18 protein-coding genes, 1 tRNA gene and 1 pseudogene are annotated in these 14,753 nt (G+C 59.1%); 3 read left to right on the forward strand and 17 right to left on the reverse strand.

What is annotated here, in order from left to right; translation table 11 throughout:
- Window positions 1–16: 16 nt before the first annotated feature.
- The 4 genes from KSS96_RS07885 to KSS96_RS07900 all read right to left on the reverse strand — a co-directional run bounded on the left by KSS96_RS07885 (window position 17) and on the right by KSS96_RS07900 (window position 2,110).
- Window positions 17–349 (reverse strand): hypothetical protein, encoded by a 333-nt coding sequence (locus KSS96_RS07885; protein ID WP_065877111.1) that lies wholly within the window; start codon window positions 347–349, stop codon window positions 17–19.
- Between the two features lie 83 nt (window positions 350–432).
- Window positions 433–843, reverse strand: a complete 411-nt coding sequence (locus KSS96_RS07890; RefSeq protein WP_065877110.1) for a type II toxin-antitoxin system HicB family antitoxin — start codon at window positions 841–843, stop codon at window positions 433–435.
- Window positions 844–865: 22 nt separating this feature from the next.
- Window positions 866–1,048 carry a type II toxin-antitoxin system HicA family toxin gene (locus KSS96_RS07895; RefSeq protein WP_065877109.1) on the reverse strand — a complete coding sequence of 61 codons (183 nt, stop codon included), beginning with the start codon at window positions 1,046–1,048 and terminating at the stop codon, window positions 866–868.
- A 168-nt stretch (window positions 1,049–1,216) separates the two neighbouring features.
- A complete protein-coding gene (locus tag KSS96_RS07900) occupies window positions 1,217–2,110 on the reverse strand; it encodes a LysR family transcriptional regulator (RefSeq protein ID WP_017529614.1) in 894 nt (297 codons plus the stop codon).
- Between the two features lie 95 nt (window positions 2,111–2,205).
- Here KSS96_RS07900 and KSS96_RS07905 point away from each other — a divergent pair, with 95 nt between their 5' ends.
- The gene (locus tag KSS96_RS07905) at window positions 2,206–3,369 is read left to right on the forward strand and encodes an MFS transporter (protein WP_065877108.1); all 1,164 of its coding nucleotides are present in this window, start codon (window positions 2,206–2,208) and stop codon (window positions 3,367–3,369) included.
- Between the two features lie 68 nt (window positions 3,370–3,437).
- On the opposite strand, the gene KSS96_RS07910 is transcribed toward KSS96_RS07905, so the two are convergent.
- The 8 genes and pseudogenes from KSS96_RS07910 to KSS96_RS28235 all read right to left on the reverse strand — a co-directional run.
- Window positions 3,438–3,743, reverse strand: a complete 306-nt coding sequence (locus KSS96_RS07910) for a DUF6482 family protein (RefSeq protein WP_017529612.1) — start codon at window positions 3,741–3,743, stop codon at window positions 3,438–3,440.
- Between the two features lie 21 nt (window positions 3,744–3,764).
- Window positions 3,765–4,289 carry a DUF3833 domain-containing protein gene (locus tag KSS96_RS07915; RefSeq protein WP_017529611.1) on the reverse strand — a complete coding sequence of 175 codons (525 nt, stop codon included), beginning with the start codon at window positions 4,287–4,289 and terminating at the stop codon, window positions 3,765–3,767.
- A gap of 306 nt (window positions 4,290–4,595) precedes the next feature.
- Window positions 4,596–5,456 (reverse strand): DUF6216 family protein, encoded by an 861-nt coding sequence (locus KSS96_RS07920; protein WP_065877107.1) that lies wholly within the window; start codon window positions 5,454–5,456, stop codon window positions 4,596–4,598.
- A gap of 205 nt (window positions 5,457–5,661) precedes the next feature.
- Window positions 5,662–5,735: transfer RNA gene (locus tag KSS96_RS07925), tRNA-Gly, on the reverse strand.
- 110 nt (window positions 5,736–5,845) lie between these two features.
- Window positions 5,846–6,730 (reverse strand): alpha/beta fold hydrolase, encoded by an 885-nt coding sequence (locus KSS96_RS07930; RefSeq protein WP_017529608.1) that lies wholly within the window; start codon window positions 6,728–6,730, stop codon window positions 5,846–5,848.
- Between the two features lie 305 nt (window positions 6,731–7,035).
- On the reverse strand, window positions 7,036–7,728 hold the full coding sequence (locus KSS96_RS07935) for a 16S rRNA pseudouridine(516) synthase (protein WP_065877105.1): 693 nt from the start codon (window positions 7,726–7,728) through the stop codon (window positions 7,036–7,038).
- A complete protein-coding gene (locus KSS96_RS07940; RefSeq protein ID WP_017529606.1) occupies window positions 7,718–7,930 on the reverse strand; it encodes a cysteine-rich CWC family protein in 213 nt (70 codons plus the stop codon). The genes KSS96_RS07935 and KSS96_RS07940 overlap by 11 nt, the downstream gene beginning before the upstream one ends.
- A 127-nt stretch (window positions 7,931–8,057) precedes the next feature.
- A pseudogene (locus KSS96_RS28235) lies at window positions 8,058–8,168 on the reverse strand (methyl-accepting chemotaxis protein); the annotation flags it as partial.
- 128 nt (window positions 8,169–8,296) lie between these two features.
- Between KSS96_RS28235 and KSS96_RS07950 the strand changes: the two are divergent.
- On the forward strand, window positions 8,297–8,674 hold the full coding sequence (locus KSS96_RS07950; protein WP_083221617.1) for a hypothetical protein: 378 nt from the start codon (window positions 8,297–8,299) through the stop codon (window positions 8,672–8,674).
- A 54-nt stretch (window positions 8,675–8,728) separates the two neighbouring features.
- On the opposite strand, the gene dspII is transcribed toward KSS96_RS07950, so the two are convergent.
- On the reverse strand, window positions 8,729–9,841 hold the full coding sequence (gene dspII / locus KSS96_RS07955) for an enoyl-CoA hydratase/isomerase DspII (protein ID WP_065877104.1): 1,113 nt from the start codon (window positions 9,839–9,841) through the stop codon (window positions 8,729–8,731).
- A 135-nt stretch (window positions 9,842–9,976) separates the two neighbouring features.
- Here dspII and ung point away from each other — a divergent pair, with 135 nt between their 5' ends.
- Window positions 9,977–10,669 (forward strand): uracil-DNA glycosylase, encoded by a 693-nt coding sequence (gene ung / locus KSS96_RS07960; RefSeq protein ID WP_065877103.1) that lies wholly within the window; start codon window positions 9,977–9,979, stop codon window positions 10,667–10,669.
- Between the two features lie 4 nt (window positions 10,670–10,673).
- Here the strand turns inward: ung and KSS96_RS07965 are convergent, their stop codons facing one another.
- The 4 genes from KSS96_RS07965 to KSS96_RS07980 form a co-directional block, all read right to left on the reverse strand.
- A complete protein-coding gene (locus KSS96_RS07965; RefSeq protein WP_065877102.1) occupies window positions 10,674–11,711 on the reverse strand; it encodes an AbrB family transcriptional regulator in 1,038 nt (345 codons plus the stop codon).
- On the reverse strand, window positions 11,704–13,218 hold the full coding sequence (locus tag KSS96_RS07970) for a tripartite tricarboxylate transporter permease (protein ID WP_017529601.1): 1,515 nt from the start codon (window positions 13,216–13,218) through the stop codon (window positions 11,704–11,706). The genes KSS96_RS07965 and KSS96_RS07970 overlap by 8 nt, the downstream gene beginning before the upstream one ends.
- A 1-nt stretch (window position 13,219) precedes the next feature.
- Window positions 13,220–13,678 (reverse strand): tripartite tricarboxylate transporter TctB family protein, encoded by a 459-nt coding sequence (locus KSS96_RS07975; protein ID WP_017529600.1) that lies wholly within the window; start codon window positions 13,676–13,678, stop codon window positions 13,220–13,222.
- Between the two features lie 63 nt (window positions 13,679–13,741).
- Window positions 13,742–14,725 carry a Bug family tripartite tricarboxylate transporter substrate binding protein gene (locus KSS96_RS07980; RefSeq protein ID WP_017529599.1) on the reverse strand — a complete coding sequence of 328 codons (984 nt, stop codon included), beginning with the start codon at window positions 14,723–14,725 and terminating at the stop codon, window positions 13,742–13,744.
- Between the last annotated feature and the right edge of the window lie 28 nt (window positions 14,726–14,753).

The raw sequence follows: 14,753 nt of genomic DNA on the forward strand, positions 1-14,753 counted from the left end.
TCAAATTCTGCAGGGTCTAAAAGCTCCAGTACGCCCAGTTTGAATAATGCGGATACGCGTACAACCAGACGATGTAATACAGGGCTTTGAGCACTGAGGGTGTCGACATTGCCAGAAACGAGACCCCATTGAGCGCGGTGACGATTGCGGCGAACAGGGCCACGCGTCGACTGGCATGGCGCCTGGCTAACTGTACGCCGTAAAGCGAGGCCGCCAAAACGCCCAGCGAGAGTACCAGCGCCAAGGGAAACGGCAGTTTTATAAACGAGACCAGCAGGGGCAGTACCAGCACCCAACCGAATACCTGGCGCACTATGAACTTTGGTGTGGGTTGTCCAGGTTCCAGCATGGGGTGTTTCCGCTTTCAGGCCAACAATCCGGCATTGTCGGGGTACTTGCTGTGGGTGGCTGTCAGGCAATGCTGACGTGATGCTACCGATCCTGTTGCAGCACCTTCAGCGCCGCGGATGCGAGAAAACCTGAACGGCTTTTCTCTTCAGGGTGGTGCAGAACGTATTCATCTATGCGGTTAAGCAGATAACCCGGCAAGGTGATGTTGAGTTTCTGCGCCTTGCCGAGGTACTTGGTGACGTCGATATCCACGACTGCCCATGTGCAGCCGGCGTACTGCGGGTTGGCGGCATGCACGGTGACTTTGCGCGCGCTGGGAATCGGTGCACCGTCTTCGGCGAGGATCTCGAAGTGCCCTTCGATCGCTTCCCGGGCCATGGCCATGGCGTCGTCCAGGTCGTCGCCGGCTGAGTAGCAGCCGGGAATATCCGGGACTTCCACACCCCAGGCATGGTCGTTATCGCCCGTTGAAATTGCGATGGGATACAGCATGTGTGTTGTCCTCCAGGGACGGTTAGCTCATTAGAGCTTGTTTCAAAATGCTCTTGGCGGTCTTGTCCAACAGGTCCTTTTTTGGATGGGGAATCGTCACCAGCCCCGGCTTCACAGGGTGTTTGAAATGATGATGACTGCCCCTTGTGCGCACCAGATACCAACCGTCCGCAACGATGTGACCTATCAAATATCGGCTATCCACAGCACCTCCTTGTGGTGTGTGTTGGTGGTGACTATAACCACTGAAAATAAATTATCAATACGCTACCTACCGACAGTCGATGACCGGTATTTCGGTAGGGGGTCAAGGAAGTGTATGAGTGCGCGCAGAGGGCGCAGGAGAGAGGTATTGCGGGGTTTTTCGATGGTATTACAGCGTGTGTGGTGCCTCTGTGAGGACTGTCAGAAACGCGTCGATCAATACATTTTTTGTTTCAGCGCGAGTGAGTACGAGCAACTGTGCACACGCCTCCAATTCCATCATCGGCCTGTACGTCACACCTTTGTTCATCAGGCTTTGCGCACATTCGGGTACCAGCGCCACGCCTTGCCCGGCTGCCACCAGCGCGATGATCGAGGTGATCTGCCGCCCGGTAGGCCCCCGTCGCAAGGGCCGGTCGTGGAGGCGGTAAAGCGCTTCGATGGATTGGTTCAGCCCCGAGCCGTAGTCCGCCGGAAACAGAATCAGCGGATACGCGCTCAACTGTGCGAGGCTGATCTGCGCCAGGTTCGCCAGCGGGCTGTCGGTGGACACCGCCGCGACCAAGCGCTCTTCACCCAGCGACAGCGCCTGCACGTCTGTGCGTTGCGGCAACAGCCGGCTCAGGCCAATATCCAAGCGCCCATCCGCCACCTGTGCGCCCAGGTTGCCGGAGGCGCACTCCACCAAGGTCAACTGCACGTCGGGAAAGCGTTGGGCGAAGGCCTGGATCGCCTGGCTGAACAGATCCGATAGGGCGATCGAACTGGCATAGCCCAGCGCCAGTTGCCCGGCGGTGCCCGCGGCCAGTTTATCCGCCATGACCTGAGCCAGCGCCACCTGTTCCAGCACACCACGTGCGTAGGGCAGGAACGACCGGCCTTGCGCGGTGAGGGCCACTGTGCGGCTGGTGCGATCGAAGAGCTTGAAGCCCAACGCGGTTTCCAGCGCCGAAATGTGACGTGTCAGCGGCGGCTGGGCCAGGTGCAGGCGAATGGCCGCGCGGCCGAAGTGCAATTCTTCGGCGACTGTCAGAAAGTAACGCAGCTTGCGTAGGTCGAGCATCCAGGTCCTTGGGTATCAATCGGTCGTCATTCGGTATTGGTGCAAAACCTTTCGGCCATTCTATAAAGGCCTTTCAACATAAAACGAGAGGTTTCATGAAACCGCGCCTGCATTGTGCCCGCCTTGCCCTCTTCCTGTGTGGTTGCGCGGCGTTTCTCAACCTGTACGCCACCCAGAGCATCTTGCAAATCTTTGCCGCGCAGTTTCAGATCAGCGCGAAGGCTGCCGGGTGGAGTATCACCGTGACCACGCTGGCGGTGGCGCTCACTGCGCCGTTTGTCAGCCGCCTGACTGGGCGTTTCGAGCAGCGCGCGGTCATCGCCGCGGCCGCGCTGCTGCTGGCGTTGCCGACGCTCATGACCGCGTATGCCGACAGTTTTGCCGAAGTGCTGGTGTGGCGCTTCGTAGAAGGCATGTTGATACCGGTGGTGTTTGCCACCAGCGTGGCTTACATCGGCGACCGTTGGAGCGGCGGTACCGTCACTGAAGTCACCAGCCTGTATGTCGCCGGCACGGTGTTGGGCGGGTTTGCCGGGCGTTTTGTCACCGGCGTGATGACTGAATATGTCGGTTGGCGCGAAGCCTTTGAATTGCTTGCGGCGTTGAGCCTCATGGTTGGCGGGTTTATTCAGTTCCTGCTGCCGGCCAATCGTGCGCGAGCAAAGCGGCTCAGTGGGTCCGTTTCAGGTGTTTTTCGTCAACCGTTGTTGGCCGCCTATGCCGTAGGCTTTTGCGTGTTGTTCTCTCAGGTCGCGACATTCACCTACGCGGGCTTGTACCTTGGCCTACCGCCGTTCAACCTCGGGCCTGCGGCCTTGGGTACGCTGTACATGGTGTTCCTGCTGGCGCTGGTTGTGATCCCTATCGCAGGGCGCCTCAGTAAAGCCCGCCCGCATGGCCAATTGCTGACGGGTGCTGCGTTGTTTGGCGTAAGTGGGTCGGCCCTGACCCTGGTGCCATCTTTGTGGTGCATCGTGACCGGCCTCGCCCTGAGCTCCACCGGCGTATTCCTCGCCCAGGCCGCTGCCAACGCCTTCACCACCGCGACCGCTCGCGATAACAAAGCCGCTGCCGTTGGGGTCTACCTCACGTGTTACTACTTGGGTGGCAGTTGCGGCGCTATCGCTCCGGCGTTGATCTGGGAGCAGTGGGGCTGGGCGGGGTGTGTGGCGCTGATCATGGGTTTTCAGCTGCTGACTCTGGTCATAGCGCTGACCGGGTGGCGGCCAGCGCAGCCTCTACGGGAGCGAACATCGTGACGTTATCCGGCGCCGCTTGCCCCTGAAGGCGCCTATCAAGGGCAGCGCAGCCAAGAGACACCGCGATCTTAAAAGGGTGCCGCTAGCGAAAAAGGAATGCGCAACGCACCGATCGCCCCTTCACGGGTACCGCACATTTCGTCATGTACGCACTGCTGCACCAGCACACACGGGAATGGCGGCACTTGCTGCAACAGGTCGCGTAAATGCGTGCTCGACCGGATGCGCAAAGTCTTGCCGCTGTCGTCCAGTAACGTCATCTCGAGGTGCGCAAGTTTTATACGCGCAATATAGAAACCGCCTTCCAACGACAGTAACTCCAACTCACGTATTTCGCCTTTTTCGGCCAGTGCGGTCAGCCTGCGCAGATTCATGATTCACCTTCGCTGTGGGTGTTATTGGCGTCGAAAGAACAGCGTGACCTGGCCCCACTCCACGCCGAATTTGGACATGCTCGACCGGTTGATCATCGTGTCTTCATCCATCAAGTACATCCAGTCGTCAAAGCTCACTTCGTACACCGACCCGTCCACGGGCAGGTTGAGGCGGTAGCGCCAACGCAATGCGTTCCCGGCCACTTCGCCGATGGCCTCACCGACCACATCCCCGGCCCGTCCGCGCCAGCGCCCCGGGCCATCGGGCGTGAGCGTCCATACGCGTTGCTGGCGCGTGCCATCGCTGTACAGGAATTTTTCGTCGAGAATAAGGTTGTTGCCCTCGCGATGACTGGCAATATCCACCTCAAAACGCTTGGCGACTTCGCCCGAGCGTTTCTCGAATATTCCCCAGGCCTTGACGGGTTTACTGAAGAAGCGCTCCAAGTCCAATTGCGGCTTTTGGTCGGCATAGTGCTCGACACCGACGTTACCGCAGCTGCACAGGCTCAATAGCAGGAACAGTGAAACCAGCAGGCGTTTCATTGCCTGGCTCCTTGATCGTGCGAGGCGTCATGCCAGCGCTCAAGGTCTTATAGTTGTACAGAATTTTGTGTTTGTATAGATTTTTGGTCAAGGAACTACTGAGCCCCTTTATCGGCCACGCAGCCTTCTCGGACTTTCAATGGGTCAGGACGGCTGCGAGAAGCTTGGGGGGGGGTTGTGTCAGCGGCAATCTGGATTTGATGCTGGTTCGAGCAGCGCGTTAGCTAAGTTTCAATGCGCTATAGCTTATGTAAGGCGACTCTAAAGGAGGGCAGTAGAGTCGCGATGCAGTGGAAAGTCGATTTATTATTTATTGGTTGTTTTCGGTAGGTTTATTTTTTTATGAAGCTTTCTCGCTACGTCTTGCCTAGTGAGCATGACCAGCATGCAAAATACGGAAAATATCGAGATGGCGACAATGCTCAGTAAGATGCCTCGTTGCCCTTTTAGCCCATCGGCGATATGCGTGCGGTAGTTGTCGAGCAAGAAGAACGAGCAAATAGTATCTAACTGGTCTGTTGTGAATCCAAGTTCGGAGAAGGCTTCAAGCGACTCAGCCGATTGGCATTCCGTATTTGATAGCGTTGGCTCGGATTTGAAAAAGTAGAATTTTGCATTCTCTTTTGAAAGATAAAATGACGGGGCTTCGGGGGCGTCTTTCAACGAGACCATCAGGTAGGGTGAGTTTGTGACAGGTACGATGAAAGAAATGATAATAAAAAAGAATATAAGCAATCCAATGGTGATGTTTTGGGTGAGCTTGGAAAATAGCGTTTCTTTAAATGTTAATGTACTGAAGTTATTCCAATTTATGTAGTTTCTTACTTTTGCCACGTCCCTGTGACAAAAGCCATGCTTTTTGATCCACTCTTCAGCAAGTTTTGTCTCGGTCAGATTTTGCGCGGGTATATTAAATTCGAAACGGTAGTACTCAACCTCGCGCAAGTTTTTTCGAACGAGTTCATATTCTTCATCTTCGAATTTAGTAGAACCCCCAAAAAAGCGCCACATGAGGTCGCGCAAAAATATTAGTGAACCTGAGCGCTTGTAGATATAAAAAATCAACGCGCAGATTGCAATTCCACTCAGCATGCTTGCCAGCGTGGCGTAGTTCTGGAAGGTCCAGTCTACGATGTTGGCGTCGATATTTGCATTGGGTTGTGACACAGCGTCATCCTTGGCTTGATTTTGATAAAAATTAGGGTTTTGGCAATTCTGTTATGAAGGTGTGCATGTCCAACTTATCCCTAAGTTGTGCGGCTAGCGCTACGCAATGAGCGTACACGACCGCAGAGAGCGCAGGTTGCCGGGCAGGTCGCTGATGTGGAAACGTAGGGGGGATGATGCGGAAAAACGAGGGGAACGCAAAAAGTGGAGCGGGTAGAGGGAATCGAACCCTCAACTAAAGCTTGGGAAGCTTTCGTTTTGCCACTAAACTATACCCGCTCAGAGCGGCTGACTTTGTACCAGATGTTCGCCTGGATTTGAAGTTTTTCTTTGGAAATGTGCAAGTTATGACGAGGGAGCGCGCTCCCTCGCCACCGTCAGGTGCCGCCTCAAACCGCAAATGCATGCTGTGTCTGGCCTTGGCTGTAACGCAACCGGCTGATCGGCCGCTGCGGTTTCAAAAAGCCCACGACCGCGTCCCGACTGTCCCGGCATGCCGCTTTGTGTTCCATGTCCAGAAAATGTCCTGTCGCCGCAATGGTGCTGAAGCTGCTGTTGACCACATGCTGGCCAAACAGCTTGGCATCCTGGGCGCTGGTGTATTCGTCCCATTCACCGTTCAAAAACAACACCGGAATGTCGATGGCCTTGGCTGCCTTGAGGTAGCACAGGCGATCGCTGTTGAGCACTTGGCTGATATGGAAGTGCATCTGCCCGTATTCGTGTTCGGCCAGGCTGCTGACATGTTTGTAGTTGAAACGTTTGAACAGCGACGGCAGGTGTTTGCCGATGGTGCTGTTGACGAGGTGCCCCACGCGATCGCGGTCGAGGTTACCGAGGTAGTCGACGCCGCGTTCCAGGTAGTCGCGCATGGGCGCATTGATGACGGGCGAGAACGAGCTGATCACCGCTCTTTCCACACGGCGCGGGCGGTGGGCGAGGGCGACCAGGGTGGCGGCGCCGCCCCATGAGAATGACAGCACGTGTTCGGCGGCGAAGTGATCGATCAACTCCAGAAGGATCTGGCCTTCGACTTCCTTCGTCAGCATTTGCTCATGGCGGTTATGGATTTTGGAGCGGCCAGCGTAGGGCTGGTCGTACAAAACCACATTGAATTGCGGGTGCAGGCTTTTCACGGTTTGGGCGAAGGATGCCGTGGTGGCCATGGAGCCGTTGACCAGGATGATGGTCTTTTCAGCAGCGTCCGCGCGATAGAACTCCGTGTAAACCCGATACTGACCCTGTATATCCAACACAGCGATTTCTGGCCTCATGTCGTAAGACTCCTGGCAAGCGGGTAGGGCGCGCAGATAACTCTGCACGAGCTTTGTGACAGGTAGGCATACGCCTGGAAAAGGAAGGCCCATGTCGGTCCGATGACGGCTGGCCGGCGGGTGTTGTTATGGCGGGCTGTTTGCCTGGAGGGCCCGTAGATCGAGCGCGGGCGATGGCAAGGTAGGTCTTGGAGGTTATAGGCGACTCGCCAGTCATCATTGGGCTGGTGAATGGGAGTCAAGCACAGACTCGGTATCACGCAAGTGGTTAAAAAGAGATTTGGCTTTCACCGGCCGAACGGTCGTCAAACCTGATGGATTTCCTCAACGGTCAACGCGCGATATTCGCCCGGCGCGAGTGCAGGATCCAGCTCAAGCGGCCCCATGCGTTCGCGATGCAAGCCAATCACTTTGTTGTTGAAGTACCCGAACATGCGCTTCACCTGGTGGTAACGCCCTTCGATGATGCTCAAGCGCGCCGTCGTCGGCCCCAGCACTGCCAGCTCGGCAGGTTGGGTGGTGAGGTCTTCAAACGCGAAGTACAGGCCGGCGGCAAACGTCGCCGCGTAATCGGGGCCGATAACGTCTTCAGTTTCTACCCGGTACACCTTGGGCAGTTTGGTCGTCGGTTGCGTGAGACGCCGCGACCACTGGCCGTCATTGGTGATCAACATCAGCCCGGTGGTATTGAAGTCCAGGCGCCCGGCAATATGCAGCTCGTTTTTATCCGACTCACGCAGTAAGTCGAGGACCGTGGGGTGTTGCGGGTCCGACGTTGCGCTCACGCACCCCTGGGGCTTGTGCAGCATAAAATAACGCGCCGGTTTGCCCGCCTGCAGCACTTCAGCATCAAGGCATACGCGGCTGAATTCGCGGACTTCGTAGTGAGGGTCGCTGACCGTCACGCCATCCACGCTGATCCGTCGTTCAACCAACAACCGTCGCGCTTGCTGGCGATTGAACCGCGGCAAGTTGCTGAGGAAGCGATCAACCCGCATTGCGGTTGCGCAACTGTTCGTCCACTTGGGCGCAACGTGGGCACAGGCAAGCCTGGTTGCGCACTTCATCGGGCAGTGCTTGGAGCACCGCAGGGTCGATGGTGACGCTGTAGCACCAGCAGGCCTGGTCGGCGGTACGCGGGTCGGCCAGGGAGCAGTCGTTGCGGGCGCCGCAGGCGGGACAAAGGGTTGGCGTGGTCATGGGGCGGGCTGCATCGGGCATGGTTCGCTTGGACCTGCACGATACAGCGCCCACCCTCGACCGGCTACTTACAAATGGAACTTGCTGACCAGCCCATTGAACGAAGTGGCCAGGCGCGACAGGGCCTGGATGTCTGGGTGCGATGGGCCTGTGCTCGCACCTCACCGGCGCGAGCTGCTTCGATTGCCGCGTTGAGCGCCAGCAGCTTGGTCTGGTCGGTAATGCTGCGGATCACATCATGTATCAAGTTGTTACCGAAACGCACCAGATTCGGTTTTTGATGTCAGATATTTCGTCATTCAGTGAAAGCTGTATGCCGCCCTTCAGCGTCGCTGGAGGTGCTCTTTCGCGGTCCAGGAGGCCGCCATGTATCGACGACTGCTGCTCAGCGCTTTACTCGGTCTAACCCTTTGCGCTTGTGTGCCCTACTACGATGGAGGCCAAAGCTACTATCGATCCGAGGTCTACACCTCACCGGCGCCGGCGTACTACTACGGTGGTGGCTCCGCGTACCCGTACCGCCGGGATTACTACCCGTCGCCACGCTATTACGCGCCTGCACCGCGTTACTACTCTGCGCCACGTTATTACCAGCCTGCACCGCGCTACTATCCGTCGGGACCAAGGGCCGGTTATCGGCCTTACCCGAACCAGGGCTGGGGCGATCGTTGGGGCAACGGTGGGCGTGGGCGCGGTGAGCATGGACGCGGCGGTCATGGCGGTGACCGGGGTGGGCACCGTTGACAGGTCCCATGACAAAGCGGCGCATGAAGCGCCGCTTTTTTGTGGGCCGATATCTCAATAATCGGACAAGTCGGCCAACGGGTGGCGACCTTCCCACGCCTTGGTAAAGTGCGCCTGCACTACGGTTTCCGGGATCTTGTCGATGTCCGTCCAATGCCAGTGGGGCTTCTGGTCCTTGTCGATCAACCGCGCGCGCACGCCTTCGCTGAATTCCGGGTGACGGCAACAATTGAGGCTCAGCGTGTATTCCATCTGGAACACCTGGGCCAGGGACAAATGGCGGGCGCGCTGGATTTGTTCCCATACCAGGTGGGCGGTCAGTGGGCAGCCTTCGCTCATGGTTTTGCCGGCGCGGCTGAATAATGGGTCGGCGTGATCGCGCAATTGGCTGATGGCGCGCCAGGCGCCGTGTACATCCCCCACATCCAGCCACGCGTCGATCTGCGCCCGGCGGGGCAGCCATTGCGCTTCGGGTAGCTGGCCCACGGCCTCCTGAGCCAGGGCCTTGAGCAGGCTGTTGAGCTGCATCGCGGTCTGTTCCTGCCAGTTCAGTTGCAGCAAGCCGTCGAGCAGTTCGTCTTGTTGATCGTCGCGCAGGAAACGGTCGGCCAGCCCCAAATCCAAGGCATCTCTACCGTTGAGATGGGCGCCGGTGAGCCCGAGGAACACCCCCAGTTTCCCCGGCAGGCGCGACAGAAACCAACTGGCACCCACGTCCGGATACAAGCCGATGCTGATCTCGGGCATGGCCAACCGACTGCTCGGCGTAACGATGCGTATGGCCGCGCTCTGCAGCAGGCCCATGCCACCGCCCAGCACGTAGCCGTGGCCCCAGCAGATCAGCGGTTTTGGATAGGTATGCAGGCGATAGTCGAGACGGTATTCCGCAGCAAAGAACTGCGAGGCCAGTGCCGGTACTTCGCCTGGCTGCTCAAGGCAGGCCAGGGCCAGGCTGCGCACTTCGCCACCCGCGCAAAACGCTTTGGGGCCGTTGCCGCGCACTAACACGCAGACGATTTGCGGGTCTTTGGCCCAGGCATCCAGGCGCTCGCCCAGGGCCAGGATCATCGGCAGGGAGAGGGCATTGAGAGACTTTTCAGCATCGAGGCTGGCGATGCCGATACGGGCGCCGGCGCTGCCGGTCAGCTCTTGGAAGTGCAGGTTCATCATGACCTCATTCAAGAAGGTGAAGGATGAGTATGGTCGCGCCAAGGGAAAGTGCGGGTGGTGTGTTAGATCAATTGACAAGCGGGGTCGGCTTTCCTAGGGTTCGCCCATTCTTTTTTACACGATGACCTCACGATGACCGAAGGCGACCGCATCAAACTCGAACCCAGCTGGAAACACGCCCTGCGCGATGAATTCGACAAGCCTTACATGACTCAGTTGCGCGAGTTCCTGCGCCAGGAGCACGCCGCCGGCAAAGAGATCTACCCGCCCGGCCCGCTGATTTTCAATGCGCTTAACTCAACCCCGCTGGACAACGTCAAAGTGGTGATCCTCGGGCAAGACCCCTACCACGGCCCTGGCCAGGCCCACGGTTTGTGCTTCTCGGTGCAGCCGGGCGTGCCGGCGCCACCGTCGTTGGTCAATATCTATAAAGAACTCAAGCGCGACCTGAACATCGACATCCCCAACCACGGCTACCTGCAAAATTGGGCCGACCAAGGGGTGCTGATGCTCAACACCACCATGACCGTTGAACGCGCCAACGCCAACGCCCATGCGGGCAAGGGCTGGCAGTTCTTTACCGATCGGATTATCGAAGTGGTCAGCGAGCATCAGCCGCATCTGGTGTTTTTGCTGTGGGGCGCCCATGCGCAAAGCAAGCAGAAGCTGATCGATGCCACCAAGCACTTGGTGCTGACGTCGGTGCATCCGTCGCCGTTGTCGGCGTATCGCGGGTTTTTGGGGTGCGGTCATTTCAGCCGCACCAACAAGTTTCTTGAGCAGAACGGCGAAACGCCGATTGAATGGCGGTTGCCACCGCTCTGAGGGCTCAGGCCTTATCCGGCTGGCGGTTCCAATGCCGGAACAATGGCTCCGCCAAAAACAATACAAACAACAAGCGCATCACTTGCATCGCCGTGACCAACGGCACAGACAGTTGCAGGGTCTCGGCCGTGAGGCTCATCTCGGCAATGCCGCCCGGCATCATGCCCAGGGTCAGGGAGCGCAGGTCGAGGTGGGTCAGGGCACTCAAGCCCACCGCCGCCAGTGTCGCCAAGGCCATGGTCAGCGCCGTGCCGATCAGGGTGCGCCCCATGAATGACGGCGCGCTGCGAAAAAACTGACGGTTGAAGTGGCAACCCAGGCCGCTGCCGATCAGCCATTGGCCAATCTGGCTGCCGCCGTCGGGCAGGCCGATATGCAGGTCCCACTCCACGCTGGCGGTGGCGCTGACCAACAACGGTCCGAACAACCACGGGTTTGGCTGATGCAAACGCTGCCAGCCCCACGCCACCAGCGCGCCGACGGGAAACAGCAACGCCAGCCAGGCCCAGCTGACCGGTGCCGGATGAAACTGCGGCGCGCCGCCTCCCAGCAAATACTTGAAGATCGCCGGTACACACAGCACCACCACCAGCACCCGCAAACTCTGACCCGCCGCGACACGGCTGAGCACCGCGCCATTGCGGGCGCCGAGGTTGACCATCTCGCCGGAGCCGCCCGGCATGCTGGAGAAAAACGCGGTGGCTCGGTCTTCACCACTGCGGCGCATCAGCCACACACCGACCACGCTCGACAGGCTGGTGACCAGCGCGCCGAAGAAGATCAGGCCGAAGTGGCTCATCACCTGCTCGATCACCAGCGGCGTGAAATGCAGCCCGATGCCGATGCCCACCACCCATTGGCCGCATTTTCGCCCGCCGGGAATTTCGGCCAATTGCCACGGCGTGAGGCAGCGCACCAGGATGATCGCCAGCAGCGAGCCGACCATGTACGGCAACGGCCAGCCGACGAGGCTGGCCAGGTAACCGCCGGCCAGGCCGACCAGCGGTGTTGCCCACCATTGTTTAAAGGTGACCTCAGACATCGGCCAGTGCACGACGCTGTTGCACACGTTTACGCCAGATACGCAGCAGCGGTACGAACAGCATGATCGCGGTCAATACCCAGACGCCGAAGGTGATAGGGCTCGACCAGAGGATCTCCAGCGCACCGTTGGAGATCGACAGCGCGCGCCGCAGGTTCTGCTCCATCAGGCCACCGAGGATAAAGCCCAGCAGCAGCGGCGACAGCGGAAAGTCGAGCTTGCGCAGGATGTAGCCGAAGATGCCGATGGCGATCATCAGGAACAGATCGAAGGTGGTGGCATGCACTGCATAGACGCCTATCGCAGTGATAATGGCGATCACCGGCACCAGTGCCCAGTTCGGCACGGCGAGGATACGCGTAAAGATGCGGATCATCGGGATGTTGAGGATCACCAGCATAATGTTGGCGATAAACAACGACGCGATCAGGCCCCAGACAATGTCCGGTTGCTGTTGGAACAGCAGCGGGCCCGGCGTGATGTTGTACAGCGACAGGGCACCGATCATCACCGCCGTGGTACCCGAGCCTGGAACGCCGAGGGTCAGCATCGGCACCATGGCGCCGCAGACTGACGCGCCGATGGCTGTTTCCGGCGCGGCCAGGCCACGCATATCGCCTTGGCCGAATTTGCCGCTGGCACCCGCGATACGTTTCTCAGTCATGTAGGCCACGGCCGAAGCCATGGTCGCTCCGGCACCCGGCAACACACCGATGATGAAGCCCGACACGCCGCAACGGATATTCACGGTCAACACCGACAAGGCTTCCTTGACGTTGAACATCATGCGTCCGGTGGCTTTCACCGCTTCCTGACCACGGTGGGTTTTTTCCAGGAGCAGCAGAATCTCACTGATGGAGAACAGGCCCAGCACCAACACCACGAACTGGATGCCGTCGGTGAGGTGGATGTTGTCGCCGGTAAAACGGTACACGCCACTGTTGGCGTCGATGCCGACGGCCGAGAGGAACAGGCCAATCAGCGCCGCTACAAAGGTCTTGAGGGGCTTGTCGCCGGCCATGCCGCCCAGGCAGACAATCGCGAACACCATGAGTACGAAATATTCCGCCGGACCGAAGGCAATCGCCCATTTGGCCAGCAGCGGGGCAAACAGCACCATGCCGCAGGTGGCGATAAACGCGCCGATGAACGAACTCCACGCCGACAACGACAGCGCTACGCCGGCCAGGCCTTTACGGGCCATTGGGTAGCCGTCGAGGGTGGTCATCACGGTGGAGGCTTCACCCGGAATGTTGAGCAGGATCGAGCTGATACGGCCGCCGTATTCACAGCCCAGGTACACCGCCGCCAACAGGATCAGTGCCGACTCCGGCGGCAGGCCCAGGGCGAACGCGATGGGGATCAACAGCGCCACGCCGTTGATCGGGCCCAGGCCCGGCAACAGGCCGACCACCGTACCTATCAAGGTGCCGCACAGCGCGGTCACCAGGTTATAGGGGCTCAGCGCGATGCCGAAGCCCTGGCCCAAATAGCCAAAAGTATCCATATCAGTTCTCCAGAACGTCGAGCAGACCGAGGGGGAGCGGTACGTCCATGGTTTTATCGAACAACAGATAAAGACCGACGCTCATCAAGGTGATGATCACCGCACCGGGCAACCAGCGGCCGCCGTACAGCCGTGCCATCGGTATACCGATCAGCATGCTGCTGAGGATGAAACCCAGGGATTCGAAAGTGCCGGCAAACACCAGCAACAACACCACACAGATCGCGATCTTGATCAGTGTCGGTCGGTCCAGCGCGGGTTCGTCGTCGGTGTGTTTGGTCGGTTGCGGGCGAATCAGCATATAAACAAGCGCCAGCCCCATCAGCCCGAGCAGCAGCAATGGGAAGGCCCTGGGCCCTACGGGCTCGTAGGAAAAGGCCGCCTGATACGGCCAGGCCATCAGCGCCAAGCCGACACAGGCCAGTAACAGCACGGCCGCGAAAATGCGTTGTAAGAGCATGGGAAACTCCTGGGCCACGTCTGTGCTGCGCAAAGACGTGGCTGCGCGAACAGGGGGGGGCGTTTACTGGATCAGGCCAAACTCTTTGGCCAACACTTTGTAGTCAGCCACCTGCTTCTTCACGTAGGTGTCCAGCTCCGGGCCGGTCATGGCGAACGGGAACAGCTCGCGTTGGTCACGCAGCTTGGCGAACTCGTCGGAGGCCAGCAGTTTGTCGAAGGCGTCTTTCCACCAGGCGTACTCGGCATCGCTGACTTTTGGCCCCAGGTAGAAACCGCGTACCACCGGCCAGACGATGTCGTAGCCTTGCTCCTTGGCGGTCGGGATGTCTTTCATTTCGGGCTCGTCCAGGCGCTTCTCGGAGAACACCGCCAACAGGCGCATGTCACCGCTGAGGATGTGCGGCATGGAGTCGGAGATGTCGGTACTGCCGACCTGGATGTGACCCCCGAGCAGAGCGGTGGCGATTTCACCGCCGCCTTCAAGGGCCACGTAACGCAACTCGCGCGGGTTGATCCCGGCGGCCTTGGCGATCAGGGCGGTTTGCATCCAGTCCTGGCTGCCGACGGTGCCGCCGGAACCGATCACTACGCTACCCGGATCTTTCTTCAAGGCTTTTACGAGGTCGTCAAGAGACTTGTAGGGCGAATCGCTTTTCACCGCGATGGCGCCGTAGCTGGTGCCGACCGCGGCCAACCAGCGCACCGCGCTTTCGTCGAAACGCCCGAACTTGCCCTGGGCCAGGTTCAGCAGCGAACCACTGGACCAGGCCACCAGGGTGCCGGCGTCGGCAGGGCGCTGGGCGACCACCGCGTTGTAGGCCACCGCGCCCACGCCGCCGGGCATGTAGGTCACGCGCATCGGCTTGCTCAGCAACTTCTCGTTGACCAGCGCGCTTTGCGCCAGTTTGCACGTCAGGTCAAAACCACCGCCGGGGGAGGCCGGGGCGATGCATTCCGGGCGCTTGGGCTCATCGGCGGCCAGCAGTTGGCCGGCAAACAGCATGCAGCCGGCGGCGAGGGCCAATTTACGCAGTGAAGGGGTCATGGTTATCTCCATCGTTGTTGTTATGGGG

It is taken from the genome of Pseudomonas asgharzadehiana, from assembly GCF_019139815.1.
Taxonomy (GTDB): Bacteria; Pseudomonadota; Gammaproteobacteria; order Pseudomonadales; family Pseudomonadaceae; genus Aquipseudomonas; species Aquipseudomonas asgharzadehiana.

Excerpts from the sequence above, each read along its gene's own strand:
- KSS96_RS07970 (WP_017529601.1), bottom strand. The coding sequence starts at position 13,218 with ATGGATACTTTTGGCTATTTGGGCCAGGGCTTCGGCATCGCGCTGAGC.
- dspII (WP_065877104.1), bottom strand. The coding sequence starts at position 9,841 with ATGAACCTGCACTTCCAAGAGCTGACCGGCAGCGCCGGCGCCCGTATC.
- KSS96_RS07915 (WP_017529611.1), bottom strand. The coding sequence starts at position 4,289 with ATGAAACGCCTGCTGGTTTCACTGTTCCTGCTATTGAGCCTGTGCAGC.
- KSS96_RS07905 (WP_065877108.1), top strand. The coding sequence starts at position 2,206 with ATGAAACCGCGCCTGCATTGTGCCCGCCTTGCCCTCTTCCTGTGTGGT.
- ung (WP_065877103.1), top strand. The coding sequence starts at position 9,977 with ATGACCGAAGGCGACCGCATCAAACTCGAACCCAGCTGGAAACACGCC.
- KSS96_RS07975 (WP_017529600.1), bottom strand. The coding sequence starts at position 13,678 with ATGCTCTTACAACGCATTTTCGCGGCCGTGCTGTTACTGGCCTGTGTC.
- KSS96_RS07940 (WP_017529606.1), bottom strand. The coding sequence starts at position 7,930 with ATGACCACGCCAACCCTTTGTCCCGCCTGCGGCGCCCGCAACGACTGC.
- KSS96_RS07910 (WP_017529612.1), bottom strand. The coding sequence starts at position 3,743 with ATGAATCTGCGCAGGCTGACCGCACTGGCCGAAAAAGGCGAAATACGT.
- KSS96_RS07885 (WP_065877111.1), bottom strand. The coding sequence starts at position 349 with ATGCTGGAACCTGGACAACCCACACCAAAGTTCATAGTGCGCCAGGTA.
- KSS96_RS07930 (WP_017529608.1), bottom strand. The coding sequence starts at position 6,730 with ATGAGGCCAGAAATCGCTGTGTTGGATATACAGGGTCAGTATCGGGTT.
- KSS96_RS07980 (WP_017529599.1), bottom strand. The coding sequence starts at position 14,725 with ATGACCCCTTCACTGCGTAAATTGGCCCTCGCCGCCGGCTGCATGCTG.
- KSS96_RS07935 (WP_065877105.1), bottom strand. The coding sequence starts at position 7,728 with ATGCGGGTTGATCGCTTCCTCAGCAACTTGCCGCGGTTCAATCGCCAG.
- KSS96_RS07965 (WP_065877102.1), bottom strand. The coding sequence starts at position 11,711 with ATGTCTGAGGTCACCTTTAAACAATGGTGGGCAACACCGCTGGTCGGC.
- KSS96_RS07950 (WP_083221617.1), top strand. The coding sequence starts at position 8,297 with ATGTATCGACGACTGCTGCTCAGCGCTTTACTCGGTCTAACCCTTTGC.
- KSS96_RS07900 (WP_017529614.1), bottom strand. The coding sequence starts at position 2,110 with ATGCTCGACCTACGCAAGCTGCGTTACTTTCTGACAGTCGCCGAAGAA.
- KSS96_RS07890 (WP_065877110.1), bottom strand. The coding sequence starts at position 843 with ATGCTGTATCCCATCGCAATTTCAACGGGCGATAACGACCATGCCTGG.